Source organism: uncultured Parvimonas sp. (genome assembly GCF_963524015.1).
Taxonomy (GTDB): domain Bacteria; phylum Bacillota; class Clostridia; order Tissierellales; family Peptoniphilaceae; genus Parvimonas.
Window position 1 is genome coordinate 24,867 of the sequence record NZ_CAURDT010000003.1, and the last position, 15,557, is coordinate 40,423.

The window sequence follows — 15,557 nt, forward strand, 5'->3', positions numbered from 1 at the left end:
TTAAAGCCCCCTTTCAAAATTCATTGCAAGATTTAATAGTCTTTCATCATCAAATCTCTTACCTATAAATTGAACACTTCCACCAATTTTTTTAAGATTTAAAGGAATTGAAATAGCTGGAAGCCCTGCAAAATTCACAGGTACATTAAAAGTATCACCAGCATAAGATTTTAAAGCATTATCCTTTTCAGCTCCAATCTTGCTTGGCAGACAAGTTGTTGTAGGAGTTAAAATAAAATCATATTTTGAAAGAACTTTATTTACCTCTTTACTTATCAAATCTCTAACTTCCAAGCCTTTTTTATAAAGAATTTGATTATTTGAGCTTGCAAGATAGAAAGTTCCCATTGCAATTCTTCTTTGAACTTCTTCTCCAAAACCCTCACTTCTAGTATTTGTAAAAAGTTCTCTTGTTGAGTCATAATTTTCAGTTCTATATCCATATCTGATACCGTCAAATCTTGACATATTACTTGAAACTTCAGAACTCATAACAACATTATACACATTTGTAGAATGTTTAATATATTTAAAATCTACTTCTTCAATTATAACTCCTTGATTTTTTAAATTTTCAATCGCCTTTTTATAATCTTTTAAAATAATTTCATCAATTTCATAGCTTTCGATATTAGAAACTGTTGCAATTTTAATATCCTTTAAAGAAAAATCTTTATCTTCCTTAATATCTAAAGCATCTCTCATTGTAACTGCATCCATTTTATCCAACCCGCCAATTGTATTTAAAACAGGCAGAATTGATTTAACGTCAGTTGATAAAATTCCTACTTGATCTAAACTACTTGCCATAGAAACAACTCCATATCTTGAAATCATCCCATAAGTAGGTTTATATCCTACACAAGCACAAAAAGATGCAGGATTTCTAACAGAACCACCTGTATCTGATCCTAAACTAATCATAGCTAAATCTGCACTTACACTACTTGCAGAACCTGAAGATGAACCGCCAGGAATTAAACTTTCGTCAAGAGGATTTTTTGTTGCTCCAAAATAAGAAGTCTCACCTGAACCACCCATTGCAAATTCATCCATATTAACTTTTCCTAGAATAACAGCGTCTTCTTCCAAAAGTCTATCAATAATTGTAGCATTAAAAATCGGATAATAATTTTCCAAAATTTTTGAACCGCAAGTATTTTTATATCCTTTAACTAAAATATTATCTTTAACGGAAACTGAAACTCCAAAAAGAGAGCCCAATTTTTCTTTATTTTTTAATTTATTATTTAAAAATTCAACTCTTTCCATAATTTTTTCTTTAGAAAAATCAAGAAAAATATTCAACTCTTTTTTATCTTCAATTCTCTTTATAACATCAGTATAAAATGAAATCAAATTCACCTTACCACTGATAAAATCTTCTCTTATACTTAAAATATCCATTATTTCACAACCCTTTGTAATCTAAAATATCCATACTCTTTATCACTTGCATTCAAAAGTGCATCTTCCCTTGAAATACTTTCTTCAACAACATCTTCTCTCAAAGGACTGTTATGTTCAACAACAATTTCTAGTGCTTCACAATCTGAAGTATCAAGTTCCATAATTTCATTGGCAAAAACAAGAACATCGTCAAACTTTTTAGCAATGGAATCGAGTTCTTCTTCTTTTACATTCAAGTTTGCAAGATAATAAATTTTCTTTACTTCTTCCTTACTAACCATAAAAATCTCCTATCTAAAATATTAATTATCAAGTATAATTTTAACATATTTTAATTAAAAAAACAAAAAAAGGCCGCTTTAAATCAGCCCTATATTCACAGCCTAATCAGAATATTTTAACTTCTTTTTAGTCATATTTATTTTCTTAATCTTTTTAAATTTTTGTTTATTAACTTTAGATTCATCAGTTTTTTGAGTCATTTTTTTATATTCCGTTTTAAAATAATTCAAAATAGATTCAAAACTTTTATTTAAAACTTCATTATCTGATAAATTTAAGTCCTCTAATGCTCTATCTATTAAATTTTCGTGGAATTCATCATGAATTTTTAAAATATCTCTAGCCTTATCAGTTATTTCAACTCTAACAACTCTTCTATCATCCTTATCTACATATTTTGTTAGATATCCCTTTTTTATAAGTCTACTAGCATTAACTGAAAGAGTTCCCTTTGTAACTAACATAGCATCAGCAATATTACCTATTGTATTATTTTCAATTTTTGAAACATTTTCAAGTAAATGAACTTCATACATTGTCAAAGGCACACCTTTTTCTTTCATATATTTTTCTTGTATATACAGTATAAAATTAAATAAATCAACCAATAATTCATTTAATGTCTGTCTAGTTTTACATTCAGCCATTCTTAACCTCCCAATTTATATTAAAAGTATATAATAGTATTTTACTTTAGTCAATATAGAAAATCAATATAGTTGTATTTTTAATAAAATTTATATATAATTAGCATATGAAAACTTTAAAAAATAACTTAAATATACAAGAAATTCAAAACAATCTAAAGCATAAACATAATATTGAAATTTTCGATAGTATCGATTCAACTAACAAATATTTAAAATCAAAGATAAATGAAAAAAACTATGGTACTATTGTAATAAGTAATGAACAAACTAATGGTTATGGAAAAAATAATAGACAATTTATGTCAAATAAAGATGTAGGAATATATATGTCCATTTTAATTAATCCAAATTGTTTAATCGAAGAATCTTTAAAAATCACAATTTTAACGAGTGTTGCCATTCTATCTGCAATAAAGTCTATCTGCAATTTAGATGTAAAACTAAAATGGGTCAATGATATAATTTTAAATGATTTAAAAGTTGGAGGAATTCTTTGTGAAAGTCAAATAAACCTAAGTACCAACATAATTGATAATATGATTGTTGGAATAGGAATAAATGTAAAAGAATTTGAATTTCTTCCAAGTTTAAAAAATATCGCAACATCTATTGAAAATAATATAAATTTTAAAATTTCAAGAAATGCTTTAATTTCAGAAATAATAAACTTTTTTGATTTATATTTTATAGAAAAAGCAAATTATATAGACCTTTATAAAGAAAATTCCTATGTTCTTGGAAAAGATATTAAAGTAATTCAAAATGATAAACAATTCTATGCAAAGGCAATAGATATTGACGATAGTGGCTCTCTAATTGTCCAAGAACAAGAAAAAATCATCAAATTAATCAGTTCTGATATAAGTATAAGATAACTTATACTTATATCAGTTTTTTAATTTCCAACCGAACAGATTATTTCTCCACTACAAACAATCTTGTTTTCAACTGTTGCACAAACTTCTGCAATATAAATATTCGCTTTATTATTCATAAGTTTTACCTTTAAAGTCAGTACATCTCCCGGTAGAACCATTTGTTTAAATCTCATTTTATTAATTCCTGCAAAATATCCAATTTTATTTTTATTTTCTTCTTTGCTAAGTAATAGAACACAGCCCGTTTGAGCCAAAGCTTCGACAATTAAAACACCCGGCATAACATGTTTATTCGGGAAATGTCCCATAAATTGCATTTCATTTGCACTTACACATTTTGTCCCAATTATTTCAGTTTTATCTTCACTTATATAATCAATTCTATCAACTAACAAAAATGGATATCTATGTGGTATTATTTCTTGAATTTCATTTGAATTATAAACCATACTAGTCCTCCCATTTTTTCAAGATTAAACTGGCATTATGCCCACCAAAACCTAAAGAGTTACTCATTGCATATTTTATATTTTTTTCTAATCCTTTATTTTTTACGATATTCAAATCACATTCTTCATCAATTTCATTTGTATTCAATGTTGCTGGAATGTAAGAATTTTTTAATGCTAAAGTTGTAATTAATGCTTCAACGGCTCCACTTGCGCCAAGCAAATGTCCTGTTGCAGATTTTGTCGAACTAACAAGCACATCTTTATATTTTTCTCCAAAAGCGTATTTTATTGCTAAAGTTTCTGACTTATCATTTAGAGGAGTACTCGTTCCATGAGCATTGATATATTCAATATCTTTTGGCTCTAACCCTGCATCATTAATCGCATTTAGCATCGCTTTTCCCGCTCCACTACCATCACTTAAGGGGGCTGTAATATGATTAGCATCACAAGAATTTCCATATCCCACAACTTCAGCATAAATTTTTGCATTACGTTTTAAGGCATGTTCCAATTCTTCAAGAATTAATACCGCACTTCCTTCTCCCATTACAAACCCATTTCTTTCTTTATCAAAAGGAATACTCGCTCTATTTTTATCTGTACTTTCACTTAAAGCTCTCATACTGGCAAATCCAGCTACAGCAAGCGGAGTAATTGAAGCTTCACTTCCTCCGGCGACAACAATATCTAAATATCCATCTCTAATTTTCAAAAATCCCTCACCTATTGCATTTGTAGCAGCTGCACAAGCCGTAACAACACTACTACAATATCCTCTCGCATCTAAATCTATCGCAACTGTTCCTGCTGCAATATTAATCAACGCCATAGGAATAAAATATGGTGATACTCTACTTGGCCCTTTTTCTTTCAATACATTTTCACAATTTGAAATAGTTTCTATTCCACCTATTCCACTTGCTAAAATTACTCCCATTCTGTCTCTATCAAAATCTTGAAGATTTGAATCTTCATAAGCCTGTTTAGTAGCAATTCTTGCAAATTTTACAAAACGATCATTAAATTTTAAATCACGTTTATTATAATACTTTTCAAAATCTAAATCTTTAACTTCTGCTGCAAGTTTTACCTTGTGTTCGCTCGTATCAAAAAAAGTAATCTCATCAATTCCACACTTTCCATTTTCTATGGAATTCCAAAGTTCTTCCTTATCATTTCCAATTGGAGAAACAACTCCCAATCCACTTATAACAACTCTTCTTTTCATATCACACCTACATTATCATTCCACCGTCAACATTGATTACTTGACCAGTTATATATTTTGATTCATCACTAACTAAAAATTTAACTAAATTTGCAACGTCATCAGGGCTTCCCATCTTATTCATAGGAATTGATTTTAATATTCCTTCTTTTACATTTTCGGAAAGTTTATCTGTCATTTCTGTTTCTATAAAACCTGGAGCTATTGCATTACATCTTACATTTAAAGAAACCAATTCTCTTGCAACAGATTTTGTAATTCCTAAAATTCCTGCTTTACTTGCAGCATAATTAACCTGTCCGATATTTCCGGAAAGTCCAACTACACTTGAAATATTTACAATAACACCAGATTTTTGTTTCATCATAATTCTTGAAACATTTTTTATACAATTAAAACAGCCCTTTAAATTTACATCTATTACTTTGTCAAAATCTTCTTCACTCATTCTTAAAATCAATGTATCTCTTGTAATTCCTGAATTATTGACTAAAACATCAACTCTTCCCATTTCTTTTACAACTTCTTTAAACATAATTTCAACTTCTTCAAATTTTGAAATATTACATTTATATAACATAACTTTAACATTATATTCTTCACAAATCTTTTTTACTTCTACTGCTTTTTCATAGTCGGAATTGTAGTTTATAACTACATCATATCCCTCTTGGGCAAGTTTAATTGAAATAGCTCTGCCTATTCCTCCACTTCCCCCTGTAATCAATGCAACTTTATTCATTTAATAAATCAACCACCTTTCCAATGGATTCAAGACTTTCTACTGGATAAATATTTACTTCTGAATTAATTTGTTTTACCAATCCGCTTAAAACTTTTCCAGGGCCTATTTCAATAAAAGTATCTACTCCATTTTCAATCATAAATTCAATGCTTTGCATGAATTTTACACTAGATTTTATTTGATTTTTCAAAAGGATTTTAACATCCTCATCGCTTATCTTTCCAACTGTATTAAAAACTATTTTTTTATTAGGTTCTTTAAATTCAACATCTTTTAATATGGAAAATAATTCTTCACTTGCATTTTTTAGATAACTTGAATGAAAAGCACCACTTACATTTAATTTTTTTGACTTATATCCCAAATCCTTTAATTTCAAAATGGCTTCGTCAATACTATTCATACTGCCAGTAATTACTATTTGTTTAGGACTATTGTAATTTGCAATTTCTAAATTTTCTATATCTTTTATTACATTTTCAATTATTTCTGCCTCACAATTAAATATTGCAGCCATTCCTGTATTTTTAGGCACAGCATTAGACATAATCTCACTACGTTTCTTTACAAGCTCTAAAACATCTTTAACGGAAATTGCTTCACTATAGGCTAAAGCTGTATATTCTCCTAAACTTAAGCCCGCTGCATATTCACAGTCAACACCTTTACTTTTTAAAACTTTTGCTATTCCTAAAGAAACTGCTACTATACAAGGTTGGGCATTTAAAGTATTATTTAAGTCTTCTGCAGGACCTTCAAAACAAATCTTTTGTAGATTTGAAGGTAGATATTCAAATACTCCTTTAAATGCCGAACTATTTGACAATTCTTGTCCCATTCCTACATATTGAGCCCCTTGACCAGCAAATAAAAATGCTATCTTCATATAATCACCTCAATTCATTATTCGCTTCAGAAACCAATTCCGAAATTAATTCTTTAACAGTTGTTATCTTATCTATTCTATAAGCATTAGTTCCTGAAAATATTAATCCGTTTTCCACATCACCTTTGACCGCTCTAATTAGAGCATCTGTTATACAATAAACTGTATTTTTAGGATTACATGGTAAAATACAATCAACACAGTATCTTACTGGAATTCTTCCCTCTTTATCCAATCTTTCTGTAAATTTATTTCTTATAGCTCTTCCGGGAAACCCTGCTGGACTTTTAACTATAATGATATCTTCTCTTTTAGCTTTTACAAACATCTCTTTGTATTTTTCGTTAGCATCGCATTCTTCTGTTGCAATAAATCTAGTTCCGATTTGAACTCCACTTGCCCCTTGTTTAACATATTTTGCTATATCTTTTCCTGTAAAAATTCCACCAGCTACAAAAATAGGAATTTTTTGACTATATTTTTCTTCATAATCAACAACTAATTTCAAACATTGTTCCAAAATTTCATCTATGCTCTCACAACTATCATTTAAAACATCATCTTTTTTAAATCCGAGATGTCCTCCGGCTTCACTTCCCTCAATAACAACAAAATCAGGAATTTTATTATGATGTTGATCCCATCTTCTAATGATAAGATTTAAAGCCTTTGCACTTGAAACTATAGGCGCAATAAGAACATCACTTCCTTTAGTCAATTCAGGCAAATTAAGAGGAAGACCTGCCCCTGAAATTATAGCGTCAACTCCGAGTCTTACGGCTTCTTTAACATAAAGTGCATATTGAGAAGTAGCAACCATTATATTAACTCCAAGTAGTCCTTTTCCTTCAGAAATCTTTCTAGCCTTATCAACCTCTTCTTTCATTGCAATAAAATTATCTTCAGAAGTTTTTGTTATAAAAGTACTACGATTATAGCCTGGATGGGCAAAACTTAAAACTCCCATACAATTTTCTTTCATAACATTACCAACTAAATTTGATAAGGAAATTCCAACTCCCATACCTCCTTGAATAATCGGTACTTCTAAAATTTTATCTTTTAATTTAATAGAATTAAGCATTATCTCCCCCTATTAAATTTTTTAATCTTTCAAATTCTACTTTACTTTCTTGCATAATATTTTCAAAAATTTCTTTCAATGTTTTTTCTTCTTTTATCATACCTGAAATTTGACCAAGCATAACTGAACCATTTTTAACATCGCCTTCAACCACGGCTCTTTTTAAAGAACCTAAAGTCAGTTTTTCTAATTCTTCCCTTGATGAAATTTCTTTTTCTAATTGTAAAAATTTTCTACTCATATCATTTTTTAAAATTCTAACCGGTGTATTTATAGTACGACCAGTAACAACTGTGTCTATATCTTTTGCTTTAATTACAGCATTTTTGTAATTTTGATGTATTGGACATTCTTTAGCAACTAATAAGCAAGTTCCAACTTGAACACCAATCGCTCCCAAACTTATAGCAGCATTAAAACCTCTACCATCTGCAATTCCTCCTGCGGCAATTACTGGAATATTTATCGCATCTACTACCTGTGGAACAAGAGCCATAGTTGAAAGTTCTCCAACATGCCCTCCAGATTCAGTTCCCTCTACTATAACTGCATCAACACCGACACTTTCCATTCTCCTTGCAAGAGCAACACTTGGGACAACTGGAATAACTTTTATTCCTTGTGCTTTTAATTTTTCAACATAAACACCAGGATTCCCAGCTCCTGTTGTAACAACTGCAACTTTTTCTTCTAAAATAACCTCAATTATTTCATCACAATAAGGATTCATAAGCATTACATTAACCCCAAAAGGTTTGACCGTAAGTTCTTTACATTTTTTTATAGATTCCCTTACCATTTTGGCATCCATTGCACCCGTTCCGATAATCCCAAGAGCACCTGAATTACTAACATCTGCTGCAAACTCTGCAGTTGAAATATTTGCCATCGCACCTTGAAAAATCGGATATTTTATTCCTAATATTTCATTTATCATTATATTCTCCTATATTTCAATAATTGTAGAACCCCAAGTCAATCCTCCACCAAAGCCAACTAAAATTACTTTATCTCCTTTTGTAATTTTTTTTGACTCAAAGGCTTCACAAAGTGCCATTGGGACACTTGCAGCACTTGTATTTCCATATTTTTCTAAATTAACAAAAAACTTATCATTATCTACATTAAGTTTCTTTGCAACATTATTTATTATTCTCTGATTTGCTTGATGTGGAATAATCAATTTAATATCTTCAATTTTTAAATTATTCATATCTAAAATTTTATTTATCGATTTTTCTACAACATTTATTGCAAATTTAAAAATTTCTTTACCATTCATCTTTAAAAATCCTGATTTAAGAACTTTATTTTTCATTTCAAAATTCATTTCTACATTTTCTGCAACGAGATCTTTGTCATTTCCAAAACTACAAGTATAAAATTCTTCGTTCTTTTCGTCTTTTTCTACAACAATCGCTCCAGCTCCATCTCCAAACAAAACACAAGTATTCCTATCTTCAAAATTTATTATTTTACTAAGTGTTTCACAGCCTATTACTAATGCTCTTTTATGATATGTATTAAGCATGGAAGCTACAATTTTTAAGGCAAATACAAAACCTGTACATGCAGCATTTACATCAAATGCAGTAACATTATCTCTAAGTCCTAACTTTTCTTGTACCATACATGCTACCGATGGAGTAAAATTATCAGGAGTCATTGTTGCACAAACAATTAAGTCGATTTCATTTTTATCGATATTTGAATTTTTTATCGCCTCAAAAGCGGATCTGTATGCTAATTCACTTGTATTTTCATCGGAAATTCTACGTTCTCTTATTCCTGTTCTTTGAAAAATCCACTCATCACTAGTTTCAACAAATTTTGAAAGGTCATCATTTGTAACAATTTTTCTAGGAACAGCTTTCCCATAACCTAAAATTTTCATTAATAAACTCCAATATTTCTATATTTTTTATATCTATTAGAAAGCAAAGTACTTTTACTAACTTTTCTCAATTCTTTAAGCTTTCTATAAATACAATCATCCAAAAGTTTTATCACTTCAGGAAAATTATTTTGCGCTCCACCAAAAGGTTCTCTAATAATTTCGTCAACAATATTTTTATTTCTTAAATCTGAAGCTGTAAGTTTCATCATTTCACTAGCTTCTTTACATTTTGTTTCATCTTTCCATAAAATTGATGAGAAGCCTTCTGGCGATAAAATAGAATAAATTGAATTTTCAAGCATAATAATACTATCGCCCACACTAAGAGCAAGAGCTCCACCGCTTCCACCTTCTCCGATTACAACACATATTATAGGTGTTTCAATTGTCGAAAATTCAAATAAACATTTAGCAATCGCCTCTGCCTGTCCTCTTTCTTCTGCATCTTTTCCTGGGTAAGCTCCAGCAGTATCAACAAAAGTTATAATTGGTCTGTTAAATTTTTCCGCCTGTTTTGCAAGTCTAATTGCTTTACGATAACCTTCTGGATTACTCATTCCAAAATTTCTTTCAATATTTTCTTCTGTAGTCTTTCCCTTTGCTTGTGCTATTATAGTAACAGGAATGTCGTGAAACATCCCAATTCCCGAAATTATAGCCTTATCATCTCCATAATAGCGATCTCCATGTAATTCAATGAAATTTGAAAATAATCTTTTTATATAATCTTCTGCTTTAGGATGAGACTTATTTCTTGCAATACAAACTCTATCCCATGAAGTTAAATTCTGATTTGCTTCATAACAAAATTTTCTTATTTTATTTTTTAAAATTTCTTTTTCTTTTTCATCTGTTGCACTACTTTTTTTCTTTAAAAGATCCTTTATAATTACTTCATAATCTTTATATTCCATTACTTCACTCCATGTAAAATTAAAAGTTTATGTATAGTTTCTTTTAATTTATTTCTAGTTACTATAAAATCTATAAAGCCTTTTTCCAACAAAAATTCACTTCTTTGAAATTCTTCTGGCAAACTTTCATTTATAGTTTTTTCAATAACTCTCTTTCCAGCAAAACCTATAAGAGCATTGGGTTCTGCAATAATAATATCTCCTAGCATTGCAAAACTAGCACTTACACCTCCTGTAGTTGGATCCGTTAAAATAGTTATATATAATAAACCTTTATCATTATGTTTTTTTAAAGCTGAGCTGGTTTTAGCCATTTGCATTAAAGAAATAATTCCTTCTTGCATTCTGGCACCACCACTTGCAGTAACAATGATTAAAGGTAATTTTTTTAATGTTGCATATTCAATGGAACGTGTAATCTTTTCTCCTACAACTTTTCCCATACTACCCATCATAAAATTACTATCCATAGCACAAATAACGACTTTTTTTCCTGAAATTTCTCCAATCCCACAAACTACAGCCTCATTTATTCCGCTATTTGCTTTAGCTTTTTCAAGTTTTTCGTCATATTGATAAAAATTTTCTTCATTAAAGGTAGTAACTTCTGCATCAAATTCATCAAAGGAGTTAATATCACAAAGCTCTCTAATTCTCTCCGGTGCACCTATTCTCAAATGATGTCCACATTTGCTACAGACATACAAATTGGACTCCCACTCTTCATTAGTAATATTCTCATTACAATTTGGACAAGCTTTAAAAAGATTATCCGGAATTTCCTTTGGTAAAAATGTAGTATTATTTTTTCTATAAATTTTAAGTTTACTTATTTTATTTTTTCTAGTATTAAATATACTCTGCATTTTCACTTAACTCCTTTATATATTTTGCAACATATCCAGTATCATATCTGCCATTAATAAATTTTGGACTATGTAATAACAAATATTGAAACTCTATATTCGTACTTATTCCATCAACAAATAATTCTTCAAGAGCAGCTCTCATCTTCTTAATACAAGCTAATCTGGTAGGAGCATAAGTTATCACCTTCATAATCATAGAATCATAAAAAGGTGGAATTGTGTAGTCATTATATACAGCAGTTTCAATACGAACTCCATTCCCGCAAGGTAGATTCAAAAACTTAATCTTACCTGGAGAAGGTGCAAAATTATTCTTAGTATCCTCTGCTGTTATCCTACACTCAATAGAATATCCTTTGATTTTTATATCCTTTTGCTTTATATTTAGCTTTAATCCTGACGCAATACGAATTTGCTGTCTTACTATGTCAACCCCTGTAATCATCTCTGTAATAGGATGCTCTACTTGAATTCTGGTATTCATTTCCATAAAATAATAATTGCATGACTTATCAACTAAAAACTCAATAGTTCCAGCTGAATAATATTTCAAATGCTTACAAATTTTAACAGCATCTGCAATCAACTTTTCTCGAATTTTTTTATCGAGAACATGACAAGGTGCCTCTTCCAAAATTTTTTGATTTTTCCTTTGCATTGAACAATCACGTTCATATAGATGAATTACATTACCAAACATATCCCCTAAAACTTGCACTTCAATATGTTTAGGCAATTCAATATATTTTTCAATATAAACTCTATCATCATTGAAACTAACTTTTGCCTCAGATTTTGCGGTATTAAAATTTTCAATAAAATTAGAACTATCCCAAACTATTCTCATTCCTTTACCTCCACCACCACTAGAGGCTTTGATGATAACTGGATAGCCAATTTTTTCTGCTTCTAAAAGCCCTTCCTCAGCATTTTCAATAACATTTTTAGTTCCAGGAATAACTGGAACTCCAATATTTTCCATTTGTAATCTGGCTTCATTTTTATCCCCTAACATACTTATCAATTCATGATTAGGACCTACAAAAATTAAACCACATTCTTCAACTAATTTTGCAAATTTAGGATTCTCACTTAAAAATCCAAATCCTGGATGAACTGCATCACATCCGCTACTACAAGCAGCTTGAATAATATTATTCATATTAAGATATGATTGTAAAGGATTATCAGGACCTATACATATTGCTTCATCCGCCAAATTAACATGTAATGCTTCCTTATCTCCAACTGAATGAACTGCAACAGAGGTTATCCCCATTTCTTTGCAAGTTCTAATTATTCTTACTGCTATCTCACCACGATTAGCAACTAGTAACTTTCTAATCATTTTAATCTCCTATCAAGATGAGCTCCTCATTAAATTCAACCATATTTCCATTTTGTGCTTTAATTTCAAGTACAGTTCCACTCTTATTGGACTTTATTTCATTCATAACTTTCATAGCTTCCAAAATACAAATGATATCACCTTCATTTATCTTTTGTCCAACTTTTACATAAGGTGCCTCATTATCACTTGGTGCAGCATAAAAAGTTCCAACAAAAGGAGCTTTAATCCATTCACTATTAGTATTATCAACTTGTTTTTCTTCTTTTACAGGTTTTACAGGATTATTTTTCTCTACAACATTTACTACATCTTTAGTAACATATTCAACTTTATTATTTTTCAAATTGATTTTAAAATCTTTAAGTTCTAAAGTCATTTCATCTAAACCTGAATTTTTAAACAATTCAACAATACTATTTATCTTGTCAATATCCATAAATTTCTCCTAAAAATTTAGTAAGCTAATTTTGATAGCTTACTACTTCGTCTTTGAGTTAATAATGTCTATTACATCTTGTACAGTTTGTAATTTCATTAATTCTTCATCTTCAATTTTTATATCGAATTCTGATTCTATTTCCAACGCAAGTTCAATAGATGATAAAGAATCAATTCCTAAATCTTCATTTAATCTTGCAGTGGGAACTACCTCGCTTCCTTCGATATTTAATGATTCTACTAAAATTTCTCTAACTTTTTCTAACATAATTTTATCTCCTTTTTTATTTTGATTATCAAATATTTGACAGTCAAAGTTTTGACAGTCAAATTATATATTATTTATTTTATAATGTCAAGCATTTTTATAAAAAATAAATTTTTATGAAAAATAATTTATAAAAACACATAATTGAGCAATAAAAAACAACACCCTTAAAATATGATAAAAAATCACTAAGAGTATTGTTTTTAAAAATCGTTAAAAAGTTCTATTTCTTTAATCTAAGTATTTTTCTATATCCAATGATTGCAACCACACAAGAAAGTATATCTCCCGGTAAAAAAACTAAAAATAAATTATAAAATAAATAACTAAATAAATATACTTTTCCATTAAGAATATATTGTATAAATATAAAGTAAATCATTCCCAAAAAATAAATGATTAACATTCCAATTGCAGTACTTATATAAATATTTTTTTCCTTAAAGCTAGAAATAAAATAAGTTGCAAATATAAATGCTAACAAATATCCAAAAGTTGGACTAAAAATATAATTTATTCCACCACCATTCGCAAATATAGGAAATCCTACGAGTCCAATCATTATATATACAATTACACTTAAAACAGCCAATCTTCGTTCTAGTACTAATGCTGATAAAACAACAAATAGAGTTTGTAATGTAATTGGAACAAGCAAAAATGGAATTTTTATAAATGCTCCAACTGCAATTAATGCACTGAACAAGGCTACTAAATTAAGCTCTTTTGTACTTATTTTCATTTTATCTCCTTTCATTATAATTTTTACATAAGAATTAGACCATAAAAAAATATTTTTGTCAAGATTATAATTTATATTTAATTCTAAAAAACAAAAGGTAGTTAACCAATTTTCTTGACAAACTACCTTTGAATTAATGCTTATACTTATAAAATCACTATTTTTTTATATATTTTTTTATTGCCTCATTCCTTATCCTATCTTCAGTTTCAAATTCTTCTAAATACTCATTTGCTTTTTCTAGTTCTAATCTCAACTCTCCCTTTTTCTCTGAAAGCGAAATTTTTCCATATTTTAATCCTGATATCATATACCATGAATCAGTTTCCGAACGTCTTAAAAATAACAAATATTCTGTATTCGTCTCCATTAATTCATAATTTAGGATATGGTATATCTTTCCAGTTTCTTCATCTATTCCAGCACTTTCGAAAATATCTATAATATCTCCTGCTTTAAAATCTCCCTTTATGACCTCTTTAATTTTAAATTTTGAGATTGTGTAAAAACCATTAACATTTCCCTTATCTTTTTGTATTATTGAAGGATTTTGCTTTACTTTTTTACCTAAAACAATTATTTCCGATTCCTTTTCAACATCATTCAAATTTCTATAAGAATCAATCTTAGCTTCTACAATAATATGATTTCCATATTGATTTTTTCTAATATTATTCTCAGTTGATTTATTCTTTTCTTTACTACAAGAAGTCAGCAAAATGAAAGATAGAACTAAAATTTTAAATTTATTATTCATAACATACTCCTTGAAATTCTTTTAAATTTAAGGAATAATATCTCCTTTTTTTACCATAGCAAAAATCCATTCTTTTTTTATTTTCCAAATATTTGCTTGAACTCTGTAAATATCCCATTCATCAATATCGAATATTCTAGTCCAACTGTCTATAACTATTTGTCTTTCTTCGGGATAAAAATTCTTGTACTTTCCTTCAAAAAACTCAAAACCATTATCTATACCTTTATCTTTTAATCTTTTTTTATACTTTTTATCATCTTCTTCATCTAATGGAATATAATGATGATTAAGTACATAATCCCATTTAACTCCATCAAAGTAGATTACTTCTTCTTTAGGAACATCCAAAACATATAGAACTGAATTTTCAATTGGAGGCATACAATTTTTATTACTTACTCCACACCAAACCGGCATTTCAACTTCTTCTGGTTTTGGAACTCTTTTACTTGCCTCTTTTACAAAATAATTATAACAATTTAAAATATAGTCAGAAATCACTCCAAAATTTTCTTTAACATAAGAAATTTTATTCGTAAAGTAACCTTTCTCTTCAATTTCTTTTAAAGATCTAATATCTTGTCTAGTATATAATCTTACAGTTTCCATATATTCACATCCCTTCTTATCTCTATAATTTATTATATTACATTAAACCGCAAAAATCAAATTGAAAATAATACACAAAAAAGCTATTGAA

The 15,557-nt window shown here is 28.9% G+C and carries 19 protein-coding genes; 1 reads left to right on the forward strand and 18 read right to left on the reverse strand.

The features are described from left to right. The 3 genes from gatA to RWJ08_RS04625 all read right to left on the reverse strand — a co-directional run bounded on the left by gatA (position 1) and on the right by RWJ08_RS04625 (position 2,339). Positions 1–1,407: an Asp-tRNA(Asn)/Glu-tRNA(Gln) amidotransferase subunit GatA gene (gene gatA / locus RWJ08_RS04615; protein ID WP_313961235.1), complete on the reverse strand. Its 1,407-nt coding sequence runs from the start codon at positions 1,405–1,407 to the stop codon at positions 1–3. Continuing rightward, entirely contained in the window at positions 1,407–1,691 is a 285-nt protein-coding gene (gene gatC, locus RWJ08_RS04620; protein WP_009354885.1) for an Asp-tRNA(Asn)/Glu-tRNA(Gln) amidotransferase subunit GatC, read from the reverse strand. Before gatC ends, gatA begins: the two co-directional genes overlap by 1 nt. A 102-nt stretch (positions 1,692–1,793) precedes the next feature. Then, complete coding sequence (locus tag RWJ08_RS04625; protein WP_313961236.1) at positions 1,794–2,339, reverse strand: MarR family winged helix-turn-helix transcriptional regulator; 546 nt, start codon at positions 2,337–2,339, stop codon at positions 1,794–1,796. Positions 2,340–2,446: 107 nt separating this feature from the next. Here RWJ08_RS04625 and RWJ08_RS04630 point away from each other — a divergent pair, with 107 nt between their 5' ends. Next, positions 2,447–3,217 carry a biotin--[acetyl-CoA-carboxylase] ligase gene (locus tag RWJ08_RS04630; RefSeq protein WP_313961237.1) on the forward strand — a complete coding sequence of 257 codons (771 nt, stop codon included), beginning with the start codon at positions 2,447–2,449 and terminating at the stop codon, positions 3,215–3,217. A gap of 20 nt (positions 3,218–3,237) precedes the next feature. Here the strand turns inward: RWJ08_RS04630 and fabZ are convergent, their stop codons facing one another. From fabZ to RWJ08_RS04705, 15 genes are all read right to left on the reverse strand, one after another. Further along, positions 3,238–3,669: a 3-hydroxyacyl-ACP dehydratase FabZ gene (gene fabZ / locus RWJ08_RS04635; RefSeq protein WP_293439301.1), complete on the reverse strand. Its 432-nt coding sequence runs from the start codon at positions 3,667–3,669 to the stop codon at positions 3,238–3,240. Position 3,670: 1 nt separating this feature from the next. Further along, complete coding sequence (gene fabF / locus RWJ08_RS04640; RefSeq protein ID WP_313961238.1) at positions 3,671–4,903, reverse strand: beta-ketoacyl-ACP synthase II; 1,233 nt, start codon at positions 4,901–4,903, stop codon at positions 3,671–3,673. A gap of 7 nt (positions 4,904–4,910) precedes the next feature. Continuing rightward, positions 4,911–5,645, reverse strand: a complete 735-nt coding sequence (gene fabG, locus RWJ08_RS04645) for a 3-oxoacyl-[acyl-carrier-protein] reductase (RefSeq protein ID WP_313961239.1) — start codon at positions 5,643–5,645, stop codon at positions 4,911–4,913. Next, on the reverse strand, positions 5,638–6,534 hold the full coding sequence (locus RWJ08_RS04650; RefSeq protein ID WP_313961240.1) for an ACP S-malonyltransferase: 897 nt from the start codon (positions 6,532–6,534) through the stop codon (positions 5,638–5,640). Before RWJ08_RS04650 ends, fabG begins: the two co-directional genes overlap by 8 nt. A gap of 4 nt (positions 6,535–6,538) precedes the next feature. Then, positions 6,539–7,618: a nitronate monooxygenase family protein gene (locus RWJ08_RS04655; RefSeq protein ID WP_313961241.1), complete on the reverse strand. Its 1,080-nt coding sequence runs from the start codon at positions 7,616–7,618 to the stop codon at positions 6,539–6,541. After that, complete coding sequence (locus RWJ08_RS04660) at positions 7,611–8,555, reverse strand: DUF561 domain-containing protein (RefSeq protein ID WP_313961242.1); 945 nt, start codon at positions 8,553–8,555, stop codon at positions 7,611–7,613. Before RWJ08_RS04660 ends, RWJ08_RS04655 begins: the two co-directional genes overlap by 8 nt. Positions 8,556–8,564: 9 nt before the next feature. Continuing rightward, positions 8,565–9,512: a beta-ketoacyl-ACP synthase III gene (locus tag RWJ08_RS04665; protein WP_248111172.1), complete on the reverse strand. Its 948-nt coding sequence runs from the start codon at positions 9,510–9,512 to the stop codon at positions 8,565–8,567. Beyond that, positions 9,512–10,429, reverse strand: a complete 918-nt coding sequence (locus tag RWJ08_RS04670; RefSeq protein ID WP_313961243.1) for an acetyl-CoA carboxylase carboxyltransferase subunit alpha — start codon at positions 10,427–10,429, stop codon at positions 9,512–9,514. Before RWJ08_RS04670 ends, RWJ08_RS04665 begins: the two co-directional genes overlap by 1 nt. Continuing rightward, positions 10,429–11,295 carry an acetyl-CoA carboxylase, carboxyltransferase subunit beta gene (gene accD, locus RWJ08_RS04675; RefSeq protein ID WP_278554239.1) on the reverse strand — a complete coding sequence of 289 codons (867 nt, stop codon included), beginning with the start codon at positions 11,293–11,295 and terminating at the stop codon, positions 10,429–10,431. The genes RWJ08_RS04670 and accD overlap by 1 nt, the downstream gene beginning before the upstream one ends. After that, entirely contained in the window at positions 11,279–12,646 is a 1,368-nt protein-coding gene (accC, locus tag RWJ08_RS04680) for an acetyl-CoA carboxylase biotin carboxylase subunit (RefSeq protein WP_313961244.1), read from the reverse strand. The genes accD and accC overlap by 17 nt, the downstream gene beginning before the upstream one ends. A gap of 1 nt (position 12,647) precedes the next feature. Next, positions 12,648–13,085 carry an acetyl-CoA carboxylase biotin carboxyl carrier protein gene (accB, locus tag RWJ08_RS04685; RefSeq protein ID WP_313961245.1) on the reverse strand — a complete coding sequence of 146 codons (438 nt, stop codon included), beginning with the start codon at positions 13,083–13,085 and terminating at the stop codon, positions 12,648–12,650. Positions 13,086–13,127: 42 nt separating this feature from the next. Then, positions 13,128–13,355 carry an acyl carrier protein gene (acpP, locus tag RWJ08_RS04690; RefSeq protein WP_004832775.1) on the reverse strand — a complete coding sequence of 76 codons (228 nt, stop codon included), beginning with the start codon at positions 13,353–13,355 and terminating at the stop codon, positions 13,128–13,130. Between the two features lie 223 nt (positions 13,356–13,578). Beyond that, positions 13,579–14,097: a biotin transporter BioY gene (locus RWJ08_RS04695; RefSeq protein ID WP_313961246.1), complete on the reverse strand. Its 519-nt coding sequence runs from the start codon at positions 14,095–14,097 to the stop codon at positions 13,579–13,581. A gap of 157 nt (positions 14,098–14,254) precedes the next feature. Continuing rightward, entirely contained in the window at positions 14,255–14,854 is a 600-nt protein-coding gene (locus RWJ08_RS04700; protein ID WP_313961247.1) for a hypothetical protein, read from the reverse strand. A gap of 27 nt (positions 14,855–14,881) precedes the next feature. Beyond that, positions 14,882–15,466, reverse strand: coding sequence for a DUF3841 domain-containing protein (locus RWJ08_RS04705; RefSeq protein ID WP_313961248.1), 585 nt, complete (start codon positions 15,464–15,466; stop codon positions 14,882–14,884). Between the last annotated feature and the right edge of the window lie 91 nt (positions 15,467–15,557).

Bases quoted from the DNA above. Each gene is read 5' to 3' on its own strand.
- gatC (WP_009354885.1), bottom strand. From the start codon at position 1,691: ATGGTTAGTAAGGAAGAAGTAAAGAAAATTTATTATCTTGCAAACTTG.
- RWJ08_RS04655 (WP_313961241.1), bottom strand. From the start codon at position 7,618: ATGCTTAATTCTATTAAATTAAAAGATAAAATTTTAGAAGTACCGATT.
- RWJ08_RS04700 (WP_313961247.1), bottom strand. From the start codon at position 14,854: ATGAATAATAAATTTAAAATTTTAGTTCTATCTTTCATTTTGCTGACT.
- RWJ08_RS04650 (WP_313961240.1), bottom strand. From the start codon at position 6,534: ATGAAGATAGCATTTTTATTTGCTGGTCAAGGGGCTCAATATGTAGGA.
- RWJ08_RS04665 (WP_248111172.1), bottom strand. From the start codon at position 9,512: ATGAAAATTTTAGGTTATGGGAAAGCTGTTCCTAGAAAAATTGTTACA.
- fabF (WP_313961238.1), bottom strand. From the start codon at position 4,903: ATGAAAAGAAGAGTTGTTATAAGTGGATTGGGAGTTGTTTCTCCAATT.
- RWJ08_RS04625 (WP_313961236.1), bottom strand. From the start codon at position 2,339: ATGGCTGAATGTAAAACTAGACAGACATTAAATGAATTATTGGTTGAT.
- RWJ08_RS04695 (WP_313961246.1), bottom strand. From the start codon at position 14,097: ATGAAAATAAGTACAAAAGAGCTTAATTTAGTAGCCTTGTTCAGTGCA.
- accC (WP_313961244.1), bottom strand. From the start codon at position 12,646: ATGATTAGAAAGTTACTAGTTGCTAATCGTGGTGAGATAGCAGTAAGA.
- RWJ08_RS04630 (WP_313961237.1), top strand. From the start codon at position 2,447: ATGAAAACTTTAAAAAATAACTTAAATATACAAGAAATTCAAAACAAT.
- fabZ (WP_293439301.1), bottom strand. From the start codon at position 3,669: ATGGTTTATAATTCAAATGAAATTCAAGAAATAATACCACATAGATAT.
- RWJ08_RS04705 (WP_313961248.1), bottom strand. From the start codon at position 15,466: ATGGAAACTGTAAGATTATATACTAGACAAGATATTAGATCTTTAAAA.
- acpP (WP_004832775.1), bottom strand. From the start codon at position 13,355: ATGTTAGAAAAAGTTAGAGAAATTTTAGTAGAATCATTAAATATCGAA.
- fabG (WP_313961239.1), bottom strand. From the start codon at position 5,645: ATGAATAAAGTTGCATTGATTACAGGGGGAAGTGGAGGAATAGGCAGA.
- RWJ08_RS04660 (WP_313961242.1), bottom strand. From the start codon at position 8,555: ATGATAAATGAAATATTAGGAATAAAATATCCGATTTTTCAAGGTGCG.
- RWJ08_RS04670 (WP_313961243.1), bottom strand. From the start codon at position 10,429: ATGGAATATAAAGATTATGAAGTAATTATAAAGGATCTTTTAAAGAAA.
- gatA (WP_313961235.1), bottom strand. From the start codon at position 1,407: ATGGATATTTTAAGTATAAGAGAAGATTTTATCAGTGGTAAGGTGAAT.
- accB (WP_313961245.1), bottom strand. From the start codon at position 13,085: ATGGATATTGACAAGATAAATAGTATTGTTGAATTGTTTAAAAATTCA.
- accD (WP_278554239.1), bottom strand. From the start codon at position 11,295: ATGCAGAGTATATTTAATACTAGAAAAAATAAAATAAGTAAACTTAAA.